Consider the following 20,041-nt stretch of genomic DNA (forward strand, 5'->3'; position numbering starts at 1 on the left):
GGCCGTCCCTTGCGGAAAAGCGGCTTTTTTCGTGGTTTTGCCTACGCCTGGTCCGGCTTTCTCACCGCCGTGCGGGAAGAGCGCAACCTGCGCTTTCACTTGGTAGCGGGCGCGTTTGTGCTGTATTTTTCCCGCTTTTATGATTTTACACGGGGGGAAAGGCTGCTGCTGGTGGCGCTGATCTGCGGCGTCGTGGCGCTGGAACTCGTCAACTCGTCCATCGAGCGGGCGGTCGCCCGGCCCGGGCCGGACAAGTTTTTCATCGCCGGGGCGGTCAAGGACATGGCGGCCGCAGCGGTGCTGGTTTTCAGCATCGGGGCGGCGGTGTGCGGCGTGGTGCTTTTTTTCGATCCGGCGGCGCTGCGCGCGGCGGCGGTTTATTTCTTCTCCGCCTGGTACCGGCTGCCGCTGCTGCTGGCGGCCGCCGGGGCGGGGTATTTCTTTATATTTCACTACAGAAAAGGAGCGCACAGTTTTGACCTCTTCGACCGGGACTAAGTCTCTTTTTGCAGCGATCGTGGGCCGGCCCAATGTGGGGAAATCCAGTTTGCTCAACGCCCTGATCGGGGAAAAGCTGGCCATCGTCACCTCCAAGCCCCAAACCACCCGCACCCGCATTACCGGCGTACTCACCCGCGGGCAGACCCAGTTTGTGTTTTTGGATACGCCGGGCATCCACCAGCCCCGCACCAAGCTGGGCAAACGGATGGTGAAAACAGTGGAGGAGACCGTGGACGACGGCGACGTCACGCTGATGGTTTTTGAGCCCTATGGGGAGCTGACCGAGGCCGAGGCGGATCTGGTGCGCGAGATCCGCGCCTCCCGCACCCCGGCGTTTGCGGTCATCAACAAGACCGATTGTCTGAAAAAAGACGCCGATCTGCAGACGCGGGTCCAGTTTTTGGAAGCGCTGGGCGCGTTTCAGAAGATATTGGGGGTCTCTGCGGCTAAAAGGGAGGGGCTCGACGCGCTTTTGGATCTTCTGGAGGGCTGCGCCGCCCCGGGGCCGCACTACTTCCCGGACGACGCCTATACCGACCTGCCGGAAAAGGCCATCGTGGCCGAGCTGGTGCGGGAAAAGCTGTTGCTGTACCTGCGGGACGAGCTGCCCCACGGCACGGCGGTCTCGGTAGAGAGATTTCACGAGAGAGAGGACGGCGGCCTCATTGATATCGAGGTCACCATTTTCTGCGAAAAAAAGAGCCACAAGGGCATGGTCATCGGCAAGGGCGGGGCAATGCTCAAAAAGATCGCCAGCGCGGCGCGGGCCGACTGCGAGGACTTTCTTGGCCAGCGGGTGAATCTGCAGTGCTGGGTCAAGGTCAAGGACGACTGGCGCGACAACGACTTTTATCTCAACAATTTTGGCTTTCGCCAATAGCCCGCGCCGCATTGACGCGGGCGTCCCGCGTGTGATAGGATAAAGTGCGCGGGAAAAGGCTGCGGCAGATGTTCGGCGCCCCGGGCCGCGGAAAAGCAGGCCCCCGTGCGCGTCAGCGCGCGGTGCTGACGGCGCGGGCGGCAAAGAGGAAACAACGGCAAAGCATGGCGGAAAAGCGCGGCGGCAGGCGAGCCACCGCCGCTTTTTGCTGCTTTTTTGCCGGCATTTGCCGGCAAATGAAAAAAACACGCGCAGAGGGCCGACACGCCCTGCCGCCGGTCTGTGCGGCGCGCCGCGCGGCTGAGCGCCGTGCGGGCCTGCCACACTTTTCCGCGTATGGAACTCTTTTGTCCCGGTAACAGTAACAATAGAAACTGGTACCGGGAGGCGCGGAACATGACGGAACAGGAGTATTGGCAGAGGTTTGCGGCGAGCGGCGATATTGCGGATTATATCCTCTACCGCGGCAGTGCGATCGCGGCCGAGATGCGGGCAAAGGAGAGTGCCGGTTATGGCACAGCAGGTGAAAACGACGGGGATCGTCCTGCGGGAAGTCAGGACGGGTGAATCCGACCGGATACTTACCATTTTGACCCCCGGGCACGGAGTGATCTCGGCGTCGGCAAAAAGCTCTCAGCGGCTCAAGAACAAGCTCTTTGCCGCTACGGGGCTTTTCTGCTATTCCGAGTTCGTGCTGTTTGAGGGCAAGACGATGTATATCGTGGACGAAGCGACTGCGCTGGAAGTATTCTTTGATCTGCGCGGCAGCGTGGAGGGGATGAGTCTGGCCATGTATCTGGCTGAACTCATGGGCACGCTTGCCCCCGAGGGGGAAGAGGCGGACGTCCAGCTGCGGCTGCTGCTCAACAGTCTGGCCCTCATCTGCCGCCGCAGAAACCTGTATCAGGTCAAGGCGGTCTGTGAGCTGCGCGCGCTCTCCCACGCGGGCTATATGCCCGATCTGGTGGCATGTGCGGGCTGCGGCTGCTATGAGGGGGACGCCTTTTTTTTCGACGTGGCGGAGGGCCGTCTGCTCTGTTCCTCCTGTGCGGCGAGAGCCGGCAGGGCCGTGAACCTGCCGGGGGCGGAGCTTTCGGCGATGCGCCACATCCTTTACAGCGGGGATGACAGGATCTTCAGCTTTATCTTGCCGGAAGAGGCGCTGCGGCACCTTTCCGGCCTTTGCACCGACTATGTGACCCGCCAGCTCGATCATCGCTTCAAGAGCCTGGACTTTTTGCAGACGGTGCTGCCGTAAGGAGCAAGCATGAAAGAAAAATACTTAAAAAATCTTGAGTTTTATAAGATCGTGGAACAGGCGGCGCAGAACTGCGTCTGCCCGGAGGCGGCCGACAGGCTGCGCGCCGTGCAGCCCTGCGCGGACCCGGAGGAGATGCGCCACGCGCTGGCGATGACCGACGCCATGACGGTGCGGTATCTGCGGCTGGGCGGGCCGCGCCTGTCCGGGGTGGAGGACGTCATGGCGGCGGTGCAGCGCGCGGAAAAGGGCGGCGTTCTCTCGATGGCGGAACTGCTGCTGGTCGGGCGCACGCTGCGCAATTTCGAGGCGCTGAACAGCTGGTATCACGCCGAAGAGGCAAAGGTGCAGACGGACGGCGGGGTGCTGGACGATCTCTTCTATTCCATTACGGAAAATGCGGGGCTGTCCCGCAGCATCTTTGACAGCATCCTCTCGGAGACAGAGATGGCGGACGCTGCCAGCGACGCGCTGTACGACATCCGCCGCAAGATCCGCTCGGCAGAAAGCGGCATCCGCGACCGGCTGGAACATATGATCCGCTCGCCCGGCACCCAGAAGTACTTACAGGACGCTGTGGTCAGCATGCGCAGCGGCCGTTTCGTGGTGCCGGTCAAAGCGGAGTTCCGCGGCGAGGTGGGCGGCGTGATCCACGACGTCTCCTCCTCCGGGGCCACGCTGTTTGTGGAGCCCAGCGCCGTGGTGGAGCTGAACGCCCGCATCCTGCAGCTGCGCAGTCAGGAGCAGGAGGAGATCCAGCGCATCCTCTCGGTGTTTTCAGGGGCGGTGGCCGCCATGCAGCCCCTGTTCGGGGTCAGCTACGACGCCATGCTGCGGGTGGACCTGCTGCTGGCCAAAGCCCGGCTGGCCGCGGACCAGGCCGCCGCGATGCCCCGGGTGACCGATGGCTACGGGTTTTCACTGCTGCACGCCCGGCATCCGCTGCTGGACAAGAAAAAAGCCGTGCCCGTGGATATTTCCCTTGGCAGGGACTATGACACCATGATCATTACCGGCCCCAACACCGGCGGCAAAACGGTCAGCCTGAAAACAGCGGGCCTGCTGCTGGCCATGGCCTCCTGCGGCTTTTTGATCCCGGCCTCCGAGCGCAGCGAGGTCTGCCGGTTCCGGGATATCCTGGTGGATATCGGCGACGAACAGAGCATTGAGCAGAGCCTGTCCACCTTTTCCGGGCATATCACCAATATTGTGGAGATCCTGAAAGAGGCCGGCCCGGATACGCTGGTGCTGCTGGACGAGCTGGGGGCGGGCACCGACCCGGCAGAGGGCGCTTCTCTGGCGGTGTCGGTCATCGAGACACTGCGGGAGCGGGGCAGCCGCATCATGGCCACCACGCATTATGGGGAACTGAAAGTCTTTGCGCTGGAGACCGAGGGGGTCCAGAACGCCGGCTGCGAGTTCGATCTGGAGACCCTGCGCCCCACCTACCGGCTCAGCGTCGGGGTGCCGGGGCGCTCCAACGCGTTTGTGATCGGTGAAAAACTGGGCCTGCCGGACCAGGTGATCGATCGGGCAAAGCGGCACCTCTCCGCCGAGGATAAGCGCTTTGAGACGGTGCTGGGCCAGCTGGAGGACCTCAAGCTGGAGATCAAGGAGGACAAGGCGGAGATCGAGCGGCTGAGATATGCGGCGGAGAACCAGCTCGACTCCGCCAAAGAGGAGCGGGATAAGCTCATCCGGCAGGGGGAGGAAGAACTGGCCGCCGCGCGGCGCAGGGCAAAGGAACTGGAACAAAAGGTGCAGGACACCGCCTACGGCCTGATGGATGAGATGAAAGCGCTGCAGAAAAAGGAAAACCTTTCCGCAGCGCAGAAGCTGCAGCGGGCGCGCCAGATTGCGCGGCGGGACGCGTTGGGCGTCACCGCCGGCCTGGGCAGCGAGCCGGAGGTGAAAAACTACGTGCCGCTTACCAGCGTCAAGGTGGGGCAGGTGGTGGTGATGGCCGATATCGGCCGCAGCGCCACGGTGAAGAACCTGCCGGACAAAAACGGCATGGTGGAAGTGCTCTGCGGCGCGATCAAGACCAAAGTGCCGCTGTCCTCGCTGATGGCCGCAGCGGAGCCGAAAAACAAAAAAGCGCCGTCCCCAAAATATCGCAGCAGCGGCGCGAATGCCAACGTCACCCGCACCCCGGCCATGGAGATCAACCTGATCGGCCTGACCGCCGAGGAAGCGGTGATGGAAGCCGAGCGCTTTATCGACAGCGCGGTGCTCAGCGGCATGACCCAGGTCTATCTCATCCACGGCAAAGGCGCGGGCATTCTGCGCAAGGCGCTGCACGCCATGCTGAAGACCAACAAGTCGGTCGAAAGTTACCGGCTGGGCAATTATGGAGAGGGAGAGGACGGCGTGTCGATAGTGTGTTTGCGCTGAACGGTACGCGGCTCCCGGCCTTTGTAAAAGGGCAAATTAAATTTTCCAAAAAGGCAATCAAATTTCCAAATCAAAAAGCCCCAGGCATCGCGAGATGCCGGGGCTCTTTTTTTATCCCCTCGTCCCATCTCAAACACCCAAAGAGGGAGAGAATTGAGATTAAACGAGAATCAGAAAAACTTCGTATCCCTATCCATTCCACACCCGCTCCTATGCCCATCAAAACGGCTCTGCAGCTCGATTTGAGGGGCTGGGTCGGCTCTTTTGCTTAGGAGGAACGGGAAGGGCTTAGAGGCCTATTTTCGAGGAAATGAGAAGGGCTCCGAAGGAGCGAGCGGAACGGAGTGGAGCGAGCCCTTATCCGGCGGCCAAAGCGGATTTTGGGGGCTTTTAGAAATGGAAAATTGGCTTGCCCTTTTGGAAAATCCAATTTGCCCCTTCACATAGTACCCAAAATCGGTTTTTGGAAAAAGAAGAAAAATTAGTGTCCCTGGTTTTTGTGTGGCTACTCAAAAAAGTAAAGAAAATGTTGGTATACAGCCATTTATCGGGCTTATTAAGTACAAGAAAAAAAGGCACTTATTTTTCCACATTTTTTGAAATTTGGTTTGCCCCTAATTTTGCTGTTTCCATTTTGGAGAAAAGAGGAAAATTTAATGCCCCAAAAGTACGCCTTTCACCCAGCCCCGTCTCAATCATCCAGCAGGGAAGAAATTGGGGTGAACCGGGAACCACAACAGTTTCCTATTTGATCTGCTCTGATCCCATGCATCCTGCCGCCGCACTCGTCGAACCAGCCCTGCAGCCCGCATTGCGGGCTCGGGCGGCGATCTGCAGAGAGGGGAGAGAAAAGACCCGGGAAGACCCGGCAGCCTGTTTTAGAGGCTCTGGAAACAGACCCGGCAAAGGGGCAGAATGGGGAACGCCCCGGCGGCGCGGGATGCAGCGCAGTGGGGTCTGCGCTGTGTCCGCACCCTGAGCAGGCGCAAACGTGTGCGCCTGTGACGCTTTTCCATCTCCACCGCGTTGGTCGACGGCGATAAGACAGGGATAAACGCGTGCGGCCGCGGCGCTCTGCGGCACGGTGAAAAAAGAGGGCCCCGCTGTGGAGATGAGTGGACGGAAAAGCGCGGTTTCACAGCCCCTCGCTTCGACAGCCTTTGCGGGGCCCGGGGCGTAGACTGAAAGACAGGAGAGGGGATGGGAGACGATGCGCGGCGTGGTATATGTGGATATGCTGGTGGCGGTCAACTTCATCCTGGATTTTTTTCTGCTGCTGGGGGCAAAGCTGCTCTCCGGCAGCCTCACCAGCCGCTGGCGCTGCCTGCTGGGGGCGGGGATCGCCAGCCTTTTTTCGCTGGTGCTGCTGCTGCCGCCCCTGCCGCTTGCAGCCCAGCTTTTCATCAAAACGGCGGGCAGCGTGCTGCCGGTGCTGGTCGCTTTTCGCTATACCGGCCCGCGTCAGATGATCAAGGCCGCCGCCTGGTTTCTGCTGCTCAACTTTTTCCTTGCCGGGGCGGTGTTCTTTGTGATGTACACCTTTTCTGCGCCCGGCATTGAACAGAACAATCTGGCGCTTTACTTTAATATTTCCCCGGTGATCCTCATCATGTCGGTGCTGGCGGTGTATCTGGTGCTGCAGCTGATCTCGCTGCTGCTGGGCAAACCGCGGGCGGAACAGCCCGTGCAGCTGGAGCTGCGGCTGGATGGGGAGAATATCTCCGCCGCAGTCCTTTTGGACACGGGCTTTTCCCTGAGGGATGTGATGTCCGGCTGCCCCTGCGTGCTGCTCAGCTATCCCGACGTAAAATCCCAGCTCTCGCCGCGCCTGCGCAGAGCGCTGGACGGCTATTATGACGGCGGGGTGTCGGAGGTGAAAGACGGCCCGCCGGTGCGGATGATCCCCTGCCGCACCGTGGCGGGGGAAAGCCTGCTGCCCGCGTTCTGCTGCGAAAGGTGCGTGCTGCGCTACCGCGGGCAGACGGCAGAGCTGCCGGGCGTGCCGGCAGCGTTCACCCGGCACCCGCTGGCGGACGGGCGCTGCGCGGGCCTTGTCGGGCCCGAACTGCTGCAGCCGGTCCTGTGAGAGGGAAAAACAAGCTGCGGAAAGGCCGCCTTTGTACCCCGCAAAACGCCGTGCGGCGCGTCTGCGCCGCTGCCTCCTGCGCGGGGCCGTCTCGCCGTCAATCTGCTTCGCACGGCGGGATGCGTGCGCTCCACCCTATTTTGTGCCGACGCGAAGCGGCGGAATGGATGATGAATATGAATTGCCTGTCGCCCGGCGCGCTCCGCCGCTTTTTTACCCAGCTGCTTCTTCGCCTGCGTTTCCCGGATTACGCCTATTACATAAACGGCCCGGAAACTTTGCCGCCTCCCCTCACCCCGGCGGAGGAAAAGGAGGTTTTCGCAGCCCTGTCCCGGGGCGAACAGGCGGCGCGGGATACCCTCATCACCCACAATCTGCGGCTGGTGGTCTATATCGCCAAAAAATTTGAGAACACCGGCATCTCCATCGAGGACATCATCTCGATCGGCACCATCGGCCTGATCAAATCGGTCAACACCTTTGCGCCGGAAAAAAACATCAAGCTGGCCACCTACGCTTCCCGCTGCATCGAAAACGAGATCCTCATGTACCTGCGCAAGTCCAGCAACCGGCGGGTGGAGACCAGCATCGACGAGCCCCTGAACACAGACGGGGAAGGCAACGAGCTGCTGCTGGGCGACGTACTGGGCACTGATCCGGATATCGTGGGTGCCGAGATCGAACAGGACGATGAAAAAACGATGCTTTACCGGGCGGTGGAGCGTCTGTCGGACCGCGAGCGCCTGATCATGCAGATGCGGTTTGGGCTTCTGGACGGAAACGAGCGGACCCAAAAGGAGGTCGCGGACATGATCGGCATCTCGCAAAGCTATATTTCCCGGCTGGAAAAACGGATCATCAAGCGTTTGAGGCAGGACCTGGAACGGGCGATGTAAAGGCCTGGGCAAAAACAGGTTTATAAGTGTAAAGCAAAACTGCTTTTCACGGTTGGAATGCATCTTTTTCCAGCCCGGCAAAACAGATTAAAGGCACCTCCCGCACCCATACTAACCATCGTAACCTCGATGGAATGGAGTGCGGGAGCTTTTGTATTACAACAAGGTCGAGATCTGTGGCGTGAATACGGCAAAGCTGCCGGTTTTGAAAGAGCAGGAAAAGATCGAGCTCATCAAAAAGGCACAGCAGGGGGACGCGGAAGCCCGGCAGAAGATGATCGCCGGCAACCTGCGTCTGGTGCTCAGCGTGGTACAGAAATTCACCGGGCGCAAAGAGAACATGGACGACCTGTTTCAGGTCGGGTGCATCGGCCTGATCAAGGCGGTGGACGGTTTTGACACCTCGCTGGGGGTGCGTTTTTCCACCTATGGGGTGCCGATGATCGTGGGCGAGATCAGGCGTTTTTTGCGGGACAATAATTCGGTGCGGGTCAGCCGCTCGGTGCGGGATCTTGCCTATAAGGCCATGCAGGCGCGGGAAGAACTGCAGAAAAGATACGGGCGCGAGCCGACCATGGAGGAGATCGCCGGCCAGGTCGGCCAGCCGGTCGCCTCCATCACCGTGGCGCTGGAATCGGTGGTGGACCCCATCTCGCTCTACGAGCCGGTCTACAACGACGGCGGCGACACGATCTTTGTGATGGACCAGATCGGGGACAGCGGCGGCGAGGACAGCTGGATCAGCTCGCTGGTCTTCCGGGAGACGATGCAGAATTTGTCCGAGCGCGAAAAGAAGATCATGGCGCTGCGCTTTTTGCAGGGCAAAACGCAGGTGGAGGTGGCCGGGGAGATCGGTATTTCCCAGGCACAGGTGAGCCGCCTTGAGAAGAGCGCTCTGGAGCGTATCAAAAGACAGATCTGAGATCGTTCAAAAAAACAGACAGAAACGGCCGGCGGCGGAGATGTGCGGCATCTCCGCCGCCGGCCGTTTTTTCTGCGCTTTGCCCCATGGCGGTTCGGCAAAGCGGGGAAAAGAGAAAAAACGGGAAAAGCAGATCTTTCCACCGGCCGCATTCTCCTGGTCCGGCGCGCGTATGCTTTAAAGCCCCAGCCGCGTTCCTCTTTAAAAAGAGAGGGAAAAGTGATATAATGAAAACGCTCTGCCGTGTTCTGAAGCGGCGGAATCATCCTGCGCCGGAAAGAACCGGCGGGAGGCGGAGGAAGAGCCAGTGATCAAAAATATTGTCTTCGATCTCGGCGGCGTGGTCGTGGATTACGACCCCAAAGACTATCTGTACCGGCAGTTCAACGACCCACAGCTGGAAGAACTGCTTTATGACGCGATTTTCGGCAGCGAAGAGTGGAAAAAGCTGGACGCGGGCCTCATCACCCGCGCCCTTGCCGAACAGAAGATGCTGGCGGCCGCCGGCCCCCGCCGCTATGAGGCGCAGCTGGTGCTGGACGACTGGCGCGAGATGATGACCACCAAACTGGACACGGTCGAACTCATCACGGGCCTGAAAGCCGCGGGATACCACATTTATTTTCTGTCGAACCTGCCGGAGGACGTCTACCGGCTGTTCACCGAAAGGCGCAGGTTCATGCAGCTGTTTGAGGGGGGCATCCCCAGCTTTTCCGTCAAGCTGACAAAGCCGGACCGGCGGATCTTTGACCTGCTGCTCAAGACCTATGGTCTGCGGCCGGAAGAAACGGCGTTTGTGGACGACGGCAAAGAGAACATTGCGATGGCCCAAAAGCTGGGCATGACCGCGATCCCCTTTAAAAACGCCATGGATCTGCACAAGACCCTGGCTTTTCTCGGCGTGGCGGTGCCGGCAAAGCTGCGTCATGCCCCCCGGCCGAAAGCGCCGAAAAAGACAGGCCGCTGGCTGCGCAGAAAAAAGCGCCCGATCGCCCCGGCGGGGCAGGAAGCACCGCAGCAAACAGCCCCGCCGGCCGTCGATCTGCCTCTGGATGACGATGATGACGACATCTGACCCCGCGGGCCGCTGCTGCGCACGGATGAAAAGAGAGGGTGAAACAAATGGAGAATGCTACACCCCGTTCCGGTGGGCAGGAGAAAGAAAATCCACAGAATATCGTGTTTATGAATACAGAGCTGATCCAGCGCGCGATCGAAGAGGTCCAAAGGTCCAAGGAGGACTTTGCCGATATGCTGGAGCAGGCAGAACTGGGGGACTCGTCTGTCCAGTACGACGTTGCCGTGCGCTACAACGAGGGGGACGGCGTCGGCAAAGACCCGGAGCGGGCGTTTTACTGGTTCAGCGAGGCGGCGCTGCTGGGAGACGTGCGGGCCATCGCCGCGCTGGGCCGCTGTTATCAGTTCGGGGCCGGGGTAAAGCAGGACCTGGAAAAGGCGCGGGAGCAGTACGAGCTTGCCGCGGATCAGGATTACGCCCCGGCGCTCTGCGATCTGGGCCTGTGCTATGAAAACGGCACGGGCGTGGCAAAGGATGAGGCCATGGCGGCGGAGCTTTACGCCCGCGCGGCGGAGCAGGAATATGCGCCCGGCCTTTGCTGCCTGGGCCTGTGCTATGAGATGGGCACCGGCGTGGAGATGGATAAACTGCACGCCACTGAGCTGTATGCGCAGTCAGCGGAACTGGGCTATGCGCCGGCCCAGTGCAACCTGGGATTTTGCCACCTGACCGGCATCGGCGTCCCGGTGGACGCCGGCAAGGCCGTACCGCTGTTCCGCAAAGCGGCGGAACAAAATTTTCCGCGGGCCATCGACCTGCTGGGAAACTGCTACTATGAGGGCGACGGGGTGGAACAGGACCGGCAGAAAGCCGCCGAGTGCTATGCCCGCGCGGCAGGGCTGGACTATGCGCCGGCCCAGTGCAACCTTGGCCTTTGCTATGAGCTTGGGCAGGGGGTGGAGCGCGACCCGGCCAGGGCTGCGGCTTGTTACATACAGTCGGCAAAGACCGGGCATGCCCCGGCCCAGTGCAACCTTGCAGTCTGCTACCTCAACGGCATCGGGGTGGAACGGAACGAGGCGGAGACCGTAAAATGGCTGGAAGCCGCGGCCGCGCAGGGGTTTCCCCGCGCGCTGGATCTGCTGGGCTTTTGCCTGCAGAACGCCGTGGGGACCCAGCGGGACGACGAGCGCGCCGTCCAGCTGTACACCCTCGCTGCGCGCCAGGGCTATGCCCCGGCCCAGTGCAGCCTGGGCCTGTGCTATGAAAACGGCACGGCGGTGCAGGAAGACGCCGGGCGCGCCGCCGCGCTGTACCAGCAGGCGGCGGATCAGGGCCATGCGCCCTCGCAGTGCAATCTGGCGGTTTGTTACCTCAATGGCAACGGTGTAGAGCGCAGCAGGGAAAAATGCGTGGAATTGCTGCGGCAGGCCGCCGCGCAGGACTATCCGAGGGCCATCGATCTGCTGGGCTATTGTCATCAGTATGGCATCGGGGTGGAAAAGGACGATGCCAAAGCGGTGGAGCTGTACACGGCTGCAGCGGAGCGGGGGTTTGCCGCGGCCCAGTGCAATCTGGGGCTGTGTTATGAAAACGGCACCGGCGTGGAGATGGATAAGGCCAGGGCGGCGGAGCTGTACCGCCGCGCGGCGGACCAGGGCCATGCCCCGTCCCAGTGCAACCTGGGCTTCTGCTATCTTGTGGGGATCGGGCTGGAGCCCGACGCGGAGAAAGCCATCCCCTGGTTTGAAAAAGCGGCGGAACAGGGTTTCCCGCGCGCGCTGGACCTGCTGGGGGACTGCTGCAGCGAGGGCAGGGGGATACCGCAGGACAAAGAGCGCGCCTTTCAGCTTTACGAGCGCGCCGCCCAGCAGGACTATGCGCCCTCGCTGTGCAGTCTGGGCCTGTGCTATGAAAATGGAGAGGGCACGGCGATGGACAAGGCGCGCGCGGTAGAGATGTACCGGAGCGCCTCCTACTTGGGACATGCGGCTTCGATGTGCAACCTGGGCTTTTGTTATCTCACCGGCATCGGGATGGAGGCCGACCCGGGAAAAGCCCTGACCTGGCTGAAAAAAGCGGCGAAAAAAGGCTTTCCGCGCGCGCTGGACCTGTTGGGGGACTGTTACAGTGAGGGGCGCGGCGTGACGCGCGATCGGGTCGCGGGTTTCCGCTATTATCTGGAAAGCGCGGAACAGGGATATGTGCCCGCCCAGTGCGACGCTGGGTACTGCCTGCTGGAGGGGGAGGGCGTGGAAAAAGACCCCGCCGGCGCGGTAGTATGGCTGGAAAAAGCCGCCCAAAAGGACTATCCCCGCGCCCAAAGCCTGCTGGCGCGCTGCTATAAGACCGGGGACGGGGTAGAGCGGGATTTTGAAAAGGCTCTGGAGTGGTACCGCAGGGCTGCGGATCAGGGCTATGCCCCGGCCCAGTGCAATCTGGGGCGCTGCTATGAACGGGGCGAATGCGGCCTCGCCCGTGACTATGAAGAGGCGGCCCGTCTGTACCGGCTGGCCGCAGAGCAGGGCGACGCGGCGGCGCAGAACAATTTGGGGCATTTTTATTACAACGGTTACGGAGTCGAAAAGAACTATGCCCTTGCCGTCCAGTGGTTTGAAAAGGCGGCGCGCCACGGCCTGACCTCGGCGCTTTATAATCTGGGGCTCTGCTATGAAAAGGGGACCGGGGTGTCCCAGGACAAGGCGACGGCCGCGGAGTTTTACGCCAAGGCGGCGGACCAGGGCGACCAAGACGCCATGTTCAAGCTGGGCTGCTGGCACCGGGACGGCGAGGCGGGATTTGTGCCGGATATAAAAAAGGCGCGCGAATACCTGCAGCGCGCCCGGGAAGCGGGACATAATCTGGCGGCGGCGGAACTGGAAAAACTGGAGGGCGGCGAAGCAGCGGAGCAGGAAAAGACCGTCCGCCAGCAGGCGCCGCAGCCTGCCCAAAAGAAAAGATCCCTGCTGCACCGCCTTTTTGGCAGGGGTGAAAAATAGCCGCTGTGCGGCTATTTTTTTATTGCTATGCAATAAAAAACAACTTGTCTTGATGGACCCGTCCCCGCCGCTGCGTGGGGGTATCATCTGAAAAAAACAGGAGCCGCAGGCCGGGAAACGGACCGCGGGGTTGATAAAAAGTTGATTTTCAGGGAGTAAAATAGCCGCGGTGCGGAAAGACGGGGCTTCCCCCGGCACCCGCCCTGCCGGGACGCCGTGCGGCGGGAGGTGGTGAAGCGCTGCCGGGGCCGGCCCTGAGAAAGCTGCGCAGCGAAAGGAGAAAGAGCAAAATGCCGTACAAATTGCTGGTGGCGGATGACGAGGCGCCGCTGCGCGCCCTGCTGCAGGACGCGTTTTCCATGCTGGGCTACACGGTGTTCTGCGCGGCCAGCGGCCGCGAGGCCGTCGCCCTGGCAGGGCAGAGGCCGGACCTGATCCTGCTGGACGTCAATATGCCGGATATGGACGGGTTTGAAGTGTGCCGGCGCATCCGCGAACATGTGGCCTGCCCGATCCTGTTTCTCACCGCCCGGGTGGAGGATGCGGATAAGATCGAAGGGTTTTCGGCAGGCGGCGACGACTATGTCCTGAAGCCCTTTTCTCTGGACGAGCTGGAAGCCCGGGTGGCGGCACATCTGCGCCGCCAGCAGCGAGCGGCCGCACACCCCCTGGCACAGGTGCGCTTTGAGGACGACCTTGCCGTCGACTACGCCGCCCACGCCGTCACCTGCGGCGGCAGGCCGGTCCCACTGGCCAAAAAAGAATATGAGATATTGGAACTGCTCTCCCGCCACGCGGGCCAGATCTTTGACCGGGAACGCATCTATGAGGCCCTGTGGGGCTGCGAGGCGGAGGGCTCGTCGGCGGTGGTGGCGGAACACATCAAACGGCTGCGGGCAAAACTGGCGGCCGCGGGCGCAAGGGAACATATCGAGACGAAATGGGGGATGGGCTACCGTTGGATAAGATAAAGCGCGCCTCCTCCCTCAAGTGGAGTTTTGCACAGTACCTGATCGTTTGCCTGATCGCGGCGGGGCTGCTGTGTATCCTGACTGCAGTTCCCTGTGAGATGACGCGCAATGCGCTGGGAGAAAAATATCGCGATTATTATGAGAGCGACGCCTTTCTCTGGTCTTATGTCGTGGATGAAAACGGCGATATGGTCGGCAGGACCCGCATCGGGATTACTGCGCCGGACGGGTCGGCATTGACGCTGGAGGACTATATGGAACCCCGGGACCGGGTGGTCTACACGCTGCTCCGGTACTATCCGCTGCTGATGCCCCTGTATTTTACAGCCAGCGTCGCGGTGACCAGCATCCTGTTCTACCGGCGCAGGCTGAAGCGGCCGCTGGAAGTGCTGGACGCGGCTGCGGGACGCATTGCGGCGGGGGAATTGGAGTTTGCGGTGGAGGTGCCGGGGCAGGACGAGCTGCACCGGCTGGGGGAATCTTTTGAGACGATGCGCGCGGCGCTTGCGGAAAACAGCCGCGAGCTGTGGCGCACGCTGGAGGACAGCCGAAAAATGCAGGCGGCGTTTGCCCATGACCTGCGCACGCCGCTGACCGTGCTGCGGGGGTATGACGAGTTTTTGATGAGATACCAGGGACGCCTGCCGGCGGAGAAGGTCCGCCAGACACTGGAGACCATGCACGCCAGCATCGACCGGCTGGAGAACTATGCCCAGCGGATGGGCGCGGCGCAAAAGCTGGAACGGCTGCCCCTGCACAGAGCGGAGACCGGCCTTGCAGCGCTGGCCGCAGAGCTGGCGCGGGACGGGGCGGTCCTCTGCGGCCGGCGCTGCGGCTTTGAAATGAAAGCGGAGCGGCTTTTTGGCACGGCGGCGCTGGACGCGGCGCTTGTGCGCGAAGTGTTTGAAAACCTGGTCTCCAACGCGGCCCGCTGCGCCGCGGGGCGGGTGGAAGCGGCGTGCGCGTATGATGGAAGCTGTCTGAGCATCCGGGTGCGGGACGACGGGCCGGGGTTTTCCGCCTCTGCGCTGGCCCATGCGCAGGAGGCGTTCTGGCGCGGGGAGGAGGCGGGAGACGGCCACTTTGGCCTGGGGCTGCATCTGTGCGCGGTGCTTTGTCAAAAGCATGGCGGCGCGCTGGTCCTGGGGGCCGCGCCCGGCGGGGGCGCCGAGGTCCGGGCCACGTTTGCCGCAGAGCCGGGAGAGGCTGCGCCCGGCCTGCCGGACACGGTGCGGCAAGAAAAAAGATCCCGGGAAAAAGAGAATAGATAAAAAGTTTAAGATCACCTGTTACACTCTTCTCAGTTCAAATGAGGAGAGTGTTATTTTATGCCGGAAACCATGATCGAGATCGAAGATCTGTGCCAGAGCTATGGGCGCAAGGTGGCGGTGGACCATCTGACGCTGCACATCCCCAGGGGCATGTTCGGCCTGCTGGGGCCCAACGGCGCGGGCAAGACAACGCTCATGCGCACCATCGCCGCGCTGATGCGCTGCCAGCAGGGCGCAGTGACCGTCTGCGGCGCATCGGTGCAAAAGCCCGCCGCCGTACGCCCCCACATCGGCTATCTGCCGCAGGATTTCGCCCTTTACCCCAATATGACCGCCGAGGGAGCGCTGCAGTATCTGGGGCTGCTGTCCGGCCTGAGCGCCGCCTGCCGCCGCGCCCGCATCCCGGCCCTGCTGGAGCAGATGAATCTGGCGGAGCAGGCGCACAAACGGGTGCGGGCGCTGTCGGGCGGCATGCTGCGCCGGCTGGGCATTGCACAGGCGCTGCTGCACGACCCCGAGGTGCTGATCCTCGACGAGCCCACCGCCGGGCTGGACCCGGAGGAGCGCGTGCGGCTGCGGGCGCTGCTGGGCGAACTGGCGGAGCAAAAGACAGTGCTGCTCTCCACCCATGTGGTGGGGGACATCGAGGCCTCGTGCGGAGAGGTCGCCGTGATGGACGGCGGCAGGCTGGTCTATTGCGGCGCTGTGGAGGCTCTGCGCCGGCGCGCGCAGGGAAAGGTATATGAAACGGAGCTGTCCCACGGGAGCCTGGCGGCTTTCCGGGCGCACCACCCGGTCACCGCGGTGAGCGGGACCGGCAAAAGCTGCACGGTGCGGTTCCTTGCGCCGGAGGAGGACCCCTGCATCGGCCGGCCCTGTGAGCCGAGCGTGGAGGACGCGTATCTGCTCTGCGTACACGCGGCGGGAGGTGAGAGACAATGAAACTGTTCCTGACAGAGTGCAGACGACTGCTGCACAGTGCCGTCTACTGGCTGACCCTGCTGTGCCTGGTGTTTTTTCTGGCGAGTCAGGGGGTCCTGCCCGACGACAAAACGATCGAGGAACCGCAGCCGGGGGCGGAGCAGTCGGTCCTGGTGCCATCCAATGACCCGGCGCTGATCATGCCGGAGGCGGTGTCGGCGCTTTATGAGGGCTTTGTGTCCAATAACTTTTCCACCTATCCCCACGGCCTCATCAAACATGTAAAGCTGACTGCGGCAAAGCAGGGCCAGCTGGCGCAGCTTCTGGCCCAGCTGACGGGGCTCAGCGCAGAGGAACTGCTGGCGGCCGCAAACGCGGAGGGGGGCCAAAGCGGGGCGTTTGCCGTGGGCGGGGACGACCTGCAGCTGAACCCGGACGGAAGCGTCACCATCACCGGCGGCGCAGCATCGGCCGCCGCGCCGGACGGCCCCGGCAGCGCCGGCGTGCCGCTGCGGGCGGGGCTGGCGTGGGAGGAGTTCACCGGCCTGATGGAACAGGCGGACCGGCTGCTGGGCGGGGGTTCCGACTGGGCGGTGGACGGGCTTTCCGGTTACGGACGGGTGCCTGCCACCTATGACGCCCTGCTGGAAGAGTATCAGGCAAGCCTTGCCCACGACCGCTATACCGGCGCCCATGCCCGCCTGTTCTGCGATTATGCGGTGTGCATGCTCTCTCTTCTCCCGGCCTTTACCGCCGCCGCATTTTTCTGGCAGGACCGCCGGAGGATCGCGCCGGTGTTGTACACCCGCAGGGTGTCGGGGGCGGCGCTCATCTGCGCGCGTTTTTTGGCCCTGGTGGCGTTGCAGTTCCTGCCCGTGCTGCTGCTGGGCGGCTGGCTGACCGTTCACTATGCCGCGGTCTACGGGGCCGCCGCCATAAGCTGGACAGCTTTCTTTACCACCTCCGTTTTCTGGCTGCTGCCCACGCTGCTGCTGGTCACCGCTCTGTCCCTGCTGGTCACAGTGGCCACGGGCACCCCTGCCGCGGTGGCTCTGCAGGCGCTGTGGTGGTTCAGCGAGCTGATGGGCGGCACGGGCGGTCTGTCGGACGGCAGCACCTATGGCTCGCTGCTGGCGCCGCGCCACAACTCGCTGGGGCAGTATCTTGTGTTCCAGCAGCAGCTGCCCCGGCTTGCAGGGGGGCGGCTTCTGGCCGCCGTGCTGGCGGTGCTGCTGACGGCGGCGGCCGTCGCCGTGTTCGAGAGGAAAAGAAAGGGGGGCTTTTCATGGCACGGGCGCTTTGCATCTGCCGCACGCAGCTGACCCGCCTCTGCCTGCTGCCCCTGCTGGGGGCGGTGGGGTTTTGGCTGCTGATCCCCGCGCTGTTCGGCACCGCCATGCTGGACGAAAGGGCGGCGGCGCTGGTGCTGGAGGGCGTCTTTCCGCTTGCCGGAGCGCTGCTGCTGACCCCGCTGTTCGCGCCGGAGCGCCGCCCCGGCCTGCTGGACTGCGTGGCCGCCCGGCGGGCGTCCCACCTGTGGGTCTGCGGGCTGAGGGCCGCCGCGATGCTGGGCGCGCTGGCGGTGCTGGACGTGGGGCTGTGGCTGTTCATGGCCGCCCAGGGGTGCGCCGTCTCGGCGGGGCATCTGGCGGCGGGGTTTGCAAACGGGCTGGCGCTGGGCGCGCTGGGGGCGCTGGCCTCGGCCCTGTCCTCCAGCGAGATCGCGGGGGCGCTGGCGGCGCTTGGCTGGTATACGATGGACTTTTTTTCAAACAGCTGCGGGAATGCCTCTCTCTTCCTGCTGTCGCGCGGCCGGGGCGCGCCGAAGCTTTTGGTGCTGGCGGCTGGGCTGCTGCTGCTCGGGTCGGCTCTCGCGGTGTTTCACCGGCGTATGCGCCGGTGAAATATTGCGGGAAAGGCGTCCGGCCTTTTCAACGTCTGGCGCGGGGCCCGCGGGACGCGTCCTCTTCCAGGAGGGGGCGCAGCCCGCGGGCCCCTTTTCCGCGCTTGGCGCAAAGTTTGAAAAAAGCTTTTGTTTTCTCCGCTTCTCTGCTGTTTTCTCCGGCTTTTAACCGCTTTTGAATTGACAAACCCCCGGCTTTCAGTGTATTATTATTACCTGTATAGCCCAAAACAATAAATGCCCGGCAGGGGGCAAAAAGAGGGTGCGACATGGTTTTCAGCATGACCGGCTACGGCCGGGCAGAGCAGACGGTGCACGGGCGGGATATCGCGGTGGAGATCAAAAGCGTCAACGCGCGGTATTTTGAGTACAGCTCCCGGATGCCCCGCGCCTACGCCTGGGTGGATGACCGGCTCAAAAAAAGGCTCTCCGCTGCCATCTCCAGGGGCAAGACCGAGCTCTCGCTCATCGTGACCGACGTGGGGGCGGCCGGCACGGTCATCAGCGTGAACGAGGAGCTGGCCCGCGGCTATCTCGACGCCCTGCGCGGCCTCTCCGCTTCACTGGGGGTGGAGGACGACGTCACCACTGGCACGCTGACCCGGTTTTCCGACATCTTCACAGTGGCCCGGGCCGGCATGGATGAGGAGCAGGTCTTTGCGGACATAGCCGCTGTGGCCGACGGGGCGATCGCAGCCTTTGTGAAAATGCGCGGTGCCGAGGGAGAAAAGCTGGCCGAGGACGTGCTGGCCCGGCTGGATGCGGTGGAGCGCATGGTGGGCGAGGTGGAGCGCCTGTCGGAGGGACGGGTGCAGGCCTATACCGAGCGGCTGTACGAAAAACTCAAGACGCTGCTGCAGGACCGCTCCGTCGACGACGCGCGGGTGCTTACCGAGGCCGCCGTCTTTGCCGACAAGACCGCTGTGGACGAGGAGACCGTGCGTCTGCGCAGCCATCTCAAGCAGTACCGGGAGATCCTGGCCGGCGGCGGGCCGGTGGGCCGCAAGCTGGACTTTTTGACCCAGGAGCTCAACCGGGAGACCAACACCATCGGCTCCAAAACGCAGGACCTGGCCGTCACCCGCCTGGTGGTGGAGATGAAGGCCGAGATCGAAAAGATCCGCGAGCAGATCCAGAACATCGAATAGAAAAGGGGTAACCGCCATGAAACTGATCAACATCGGCTTTGGCAACATGGTCTCGGCCAACCGCCTGATCGCCATCGTCAGCCCGGAATCCGCCCCCATCAAGCGGATCATCCAGGAGGCGCGCGACCGCGGCAGCCTGATCGACGCCACCTATGGCCGCCGCACCCGCGCGGTCATCATCACCGACTCCGACCATGTGGTGCTCAGCGCCGTGCAGCCGGAGACGGTGGCCAACCGTCTGAACGACGCCGACGACATCGAGGATACGGAGCTGGAAGATGAGTAACGGACAACATTTGATCGTGCTTTCAGGCCCCGCGGGCAGCGGCAAGGACACCGTCGTGCGGGAGCTGATCGAAAAACACCCCGAGATCGAGGTGTCGGTATCGGTGACCACCCGCGACAAGCGCCCCGGCGAGCGGGAGGGGGTCAACTACTATTATATCAGCACTGAGGAATTCGAGCGCCGCATCGCGGCCGGCGAGGTGCTGGAATACACTCACTACTGCGGAAACTATTACGGCACCCCAAAGTCCGAGGTGGACCGCCGCATCGCGTCGGGCATCGACGTGGTGCTGATCATCGAGGTGGAGGGCGCGGCCAATATCAAGCGCCTTTATCCGGATGCAAAGCTGGTCTTTGTGCGCCCGCCGTCTTTTGAAGAGCTGGAAAAACGCCTGCGGGGCCGCAGGACCGAAAGCGAAGAGAAGATCCGCGAGCGGCTGGCCCGCGCGCTGGAAGAGATGGAGTACGCCTGCGATTACGACTATGTCATCATCAACGACAAGGTGGAGCAATGCGCGGAAGAGCTCTATCAGATCGTCAGGGGCGCCGCGCAGTTCTGAGCGCGGCGCAGTCTGCAAAATAGGTTGC

General features: G+C 62.5%; 19 protein-coding genes. All 19 read left to right on the forward strand.

The features are described from left to right. Positions 1–9 precede the first annotated feature (9 nt). The 19 genes from H8S23_RS11795 (at position 10) to gmk (ending at position 20,013) form a co-directional block, all read left to right on the forward strand. Positions 10–498: a diacylglycerol kinase family protein gene (locus H8S23_RS11795; RefSeq protein ID WP_186888535.1), complete on the forward strand. Its 489-nt coding sequence runs from the start codon at positions 10–12 to the stop codon at positions 496–498. Further along, the gene (gene era, locus H8S23_RS11800; protein WP_186888536.1) at positions 476–1,381 is read left to right on the forward strand and encodes a GTPase Era; all 906 of its coding nucleotides are present in this window, start codon (positions 476–478) and stop codon (positions 1,379–1,381) included. The genes H8S23_RS11795 and era overlap by 23 nt, the downstream gene beginning before the upstream one ends. A gap of 396 nt (positions 1,382–1,777) precedes the next feature. Beyond that, on the forward strand, positions 1,778–1,948 hold the full coding sequence (locus H8S23_RS11805) for a hypothetical protein (RefSeq protein ID WP_186888537.1): 171 nt from the start codon (positions 1,778–1,780) through the stop codon (positions 1,946–1,948). Further along, the gene (gene recO, locus H8S23_RS11810; RefSeq protein WP_186888538.1) at positions 1,893–2,639 is read left to right on the forward strand and encodes a DNA repair protein RecO; all 747 of its coding nucleotides are present in this window, start codon (positions 1,893–1,895) and stop codon (positions 2,637–2,639) included. The genes H8S23_RS11805 and recO overlap by 56 nt, the downstream gene beginning before the upstream one ends. Positions 2,640–2,648: 9 nt before the next feature. Next, positions 2,649–5,033, forward strand: coding sequence for an endonuclease MutS2 (locus H8S23_RS11815; protein ID WP_186888539.1), 2,385 nt, complete (start codon positions 2,649–2,651; stop codon positions 5,031–5,033). A gap of 463 nt (positions 5,034–5,496) precedes the next feature. Then, on the forward strand, positions 5,497–6,012 hold the full coding sequence (locus H8S23_RS11820) for a hypothetical protein (RefSeq protein ID WP_186888540.1): 516 nt from the start codon (positions 5,497–5,499) through the stop codon (positions 6,010–6,012). A 231-nt stretch (positions 6,013–6,243) separates the two neighbouring features. Further along, a complete protein-coding gene (locus tag H8S23_RS11825) occupies positions 6,244–7,119 on the forward strand; it encodes a sigma-E processing peptidase SpoIIGA (RefSeq protein ID WP_186888541.1) in 876 nt (291 codons plus the stop codon). A 176-nt stretch (positions 7,120–7,295) separates the two neighbouring features. Further along, positions 7,296–8,015, forward strand: coding sequence for an RNA polymerase sporulation sigma factor SigE (sigE, locus tag H8S23_RS11830; protein WP_186888625.1), 720 nt, complete (start codon positions 7,296–7,298; stop codon positions 8,013–8,015). A gap of 151 nt (positions 8,016–8,166) precedes the next feature. Further along, positions 8,167–8,937, forward strand: a complete 771-nt coding sequence (gene sigG, locus H8S23_RS11835) for an RNA polymerase sporulation sigma factor SigG (RefSeq protein ID WP_186888542.1) — start codon at positions 8,167–8,169, stop codon at positions 8,935–8,937. A 307-nt stretch (positions 8,938–9,244) separates the two neighbouring features. Further along, on the forward strand, positions 9,245–10,012 hold the full coding sequence (locus H8S23_RS11840) for an HAD-IA family hydrolase (protein ID WP_186888543.1): 768 nt from the start codon (positions 9,245–9,247) through the stop codon (positions 10,010–10,012). Positions 10,013–10,059: 47 nt separating this feature from the next. Then, a complete protein-coding gene (locus tag H8S23_RS11845; RefSeq protein ID WP_186888544.1) occupies positions 10,060–12,954 on the forward strand; it encodes a tetratricopeptide repeat protein in 2,895 nt (964 codons plus the stop codon). Between the two features lie 290 nt (positions 12,955–13,244). Then, complete coding sequence (locus H8S23_RS11850) at positions 13,245–13,925, forward strand: response regulator transcription factor (RefSeq protein WP_186888545.1); 681 nt, start codon at positions 13,245–13,247, stop codon at positions 13,923–13,925. Beyond that, positions 13,913–15,196: a sensor histidine kinase gene (locus H8S23_RS11855; RefSeq protein WP_186888546.1), complete on the forward strand. Its 1,284-nt coding sequence runs from the start codon at positions 13,913–13,915 to the stop codon at positions 15,194–15,196. The genes H8S23_RS11850 and H8S23_RS11855 overlap by 13 nt, the downstream gene beginning before the upstream one ends. 57 nt (positions 15,197–15,253) lie before the next feature. Beyond that, positions 15,254–16,138, forward strand: coding sequence for an ABC transporter ATP-binding protein (locus H8S23_RS11860; RefSeq protein ID WP_186888547.1), 885 nt, complete (start codon positions 15,254–15,256; stop codon positions 16,136–16,138). Next, a complete protein-coding gene (locus tag H8S23_RS11865; RefSeq protein WP_186888548.1) occupies positions 16,135–17,439 on the forward strand; it encodes a hypothetical protein in 1,305 nt (434 codons plus the stop codon). The genes H8S23_RS11860 and H8S23_RS11865 overlap by 4 nt, the downstream gene beginning before the upstream one ends. Beyond that, entirely contained in the window at positions 17,403–18,020 is a 618-nt protein-coding gene (locus H8S23_RS11870) for a hypothetical protein (RefSeq protein WP_186888549.1), read from the forward strand. The genes H8S23_RS11865 and H8S23_RS11870 overlap by 37 nt, the downstream gene beginning before the upstream one ends. Before the next feature lie 269 nt (positions 18,021–18,289). Then, positions 18,290–19,168, forward strand: coding sequence for a YicC/YloC family endoribonuclease (locus H8S23_RS11875; protein ID WP_186888550.1), 879 nt, complete (start codon positions 18,290–18,292; stop codon positions 19,166–19,168). A gap of 16 nt (positions 19,169–19,184) precedes the next feature. Then, the gene (gene remA / locus H8S23_RS11880; RefSeq protein WP_186888551.1) at positions 19,185–19,454 is read left to right on the forward strand and encodes an extracellular matrix/biofilm regulator RemA; all 270 of its coding nucleotides are present in this window, start codon (positions 19,185–19,187) and stop codon (positions 19,452–19,454) included. Continuing rightward, entirely contained in the window at positions 19,447–20,013 is a 567-nt protein-coding gene (gene gmk / locus H8S23_RS11885; protein ID WP_186888552.1) for a guanylate kinase, read from the forward strand. Before remA ends, gmk begins: the two co-directional genes overlap by 8 nt. Positions 20,014–20,041 lie beyond the last annotated feature (28 nt).

The organism is Anaerofilum hominis (assembly GCF_014287275.1).
In the GTDB taxonomy this organism is placed as follows: Bacteria; Bacillota; Clostridia; order Oscillospirales; family Ruminococcaceae; genus Pygmaiobacter; species Pygmaiobacter hominis.

Excerpts from the sequence above, each read along its gene's own strand:
- H8S23_RS11850 (WP_186888545.1), top strand. The coding sequence starts at position 13,245 with ATGCCGTACAAATTGCTGGTGGCGGATGACGAGGCGCCGCTGCGCGCC.
- H8S23_RS11825 (WP_186888541.1), top strand. The coding sequence starts at position 6,244 with ATGCGCGGCGTGGTATATGTGGATATGCTGGTGGCGGTCAACTTCATC.
- sigE (WP_186888625.1), top strand. The coding sequence starts at position 7,296 with ATGAATTGCCTGTCGCCCGGCGCGCTCCGCCGCTTTTTTACCCAGCTG.
- H8S23_RS11815 (WP_186888539.1), top strand. The coding sequence starts at position 2,649 with ATGAAAGAAAAATACTTAAAAAATCTTGAGTTTTATAAGATCGTGGAA.
- H8S23_RS11860 (WP_186888547.1), top strand. The coding sequence starts at position 15,254 with ATGCCGGAAACCATGATCGAGATCGAAGATCTGTGCCAGAGCTATGGG.
- H8S23_RS11865 (WP_186888548.1), top strand. The coding sequence starts at position 16,135 with ATGAAACTGTTCCTGACAGAGTGCAGACGACTGCTGCACAGTGCCGTC.
- H8S23_RS11875 (WP_186888550.1), top strand. The coding sequence starts at position 18,290 with ATGGTTTTCAGCATGACCGGCTACGGCCGGGCAGAGCAGACGGTGCAC.
- H8S23_RS11805 (WP_186888537.1), top strand. The coding sequence starts at position 1,778 with ATGACGGAACAGGAGTATTGGCAGAGGTTTGCGGCGAGCGGCGATATT.
- gmk (WP_186888552.1), top strand. The coding sequence starts at position 19,447 with ATGAGTAACGGACAACATTTGATCGTGCTTTCAGGCCCCGCGGGCAGC.
- H8S23_RS11845 (WP_186888544.1), top strand. The coding sequence starts at position 10,060 with ATGGAGAATGCTACACCCCGTTCCGGTGGGCAGGAGAAAGAAAATCCA.
- H8S23_RS11870 (WP_186888549.1), top strand. The coding sequence starts at position 17,403 with ATGGCACGGGCGCTTTGCATCTGCCGCACGCAGCTGACCCGCCTCTGC.
- recO (WP_186888538.1), top strand. The coding sequence starts at position 1,893 with ATGGCACAGCAGGTGAAAACGACGGGGATCGTCCTGCGGGAAGTCAGG.
- remA (WP_186888551.1), top strand. The coding sequence starts at position 19,185 with ATGAAACTGATCAACATCGGCTTTGGCAACATGGTCTCGGCCAACCGC.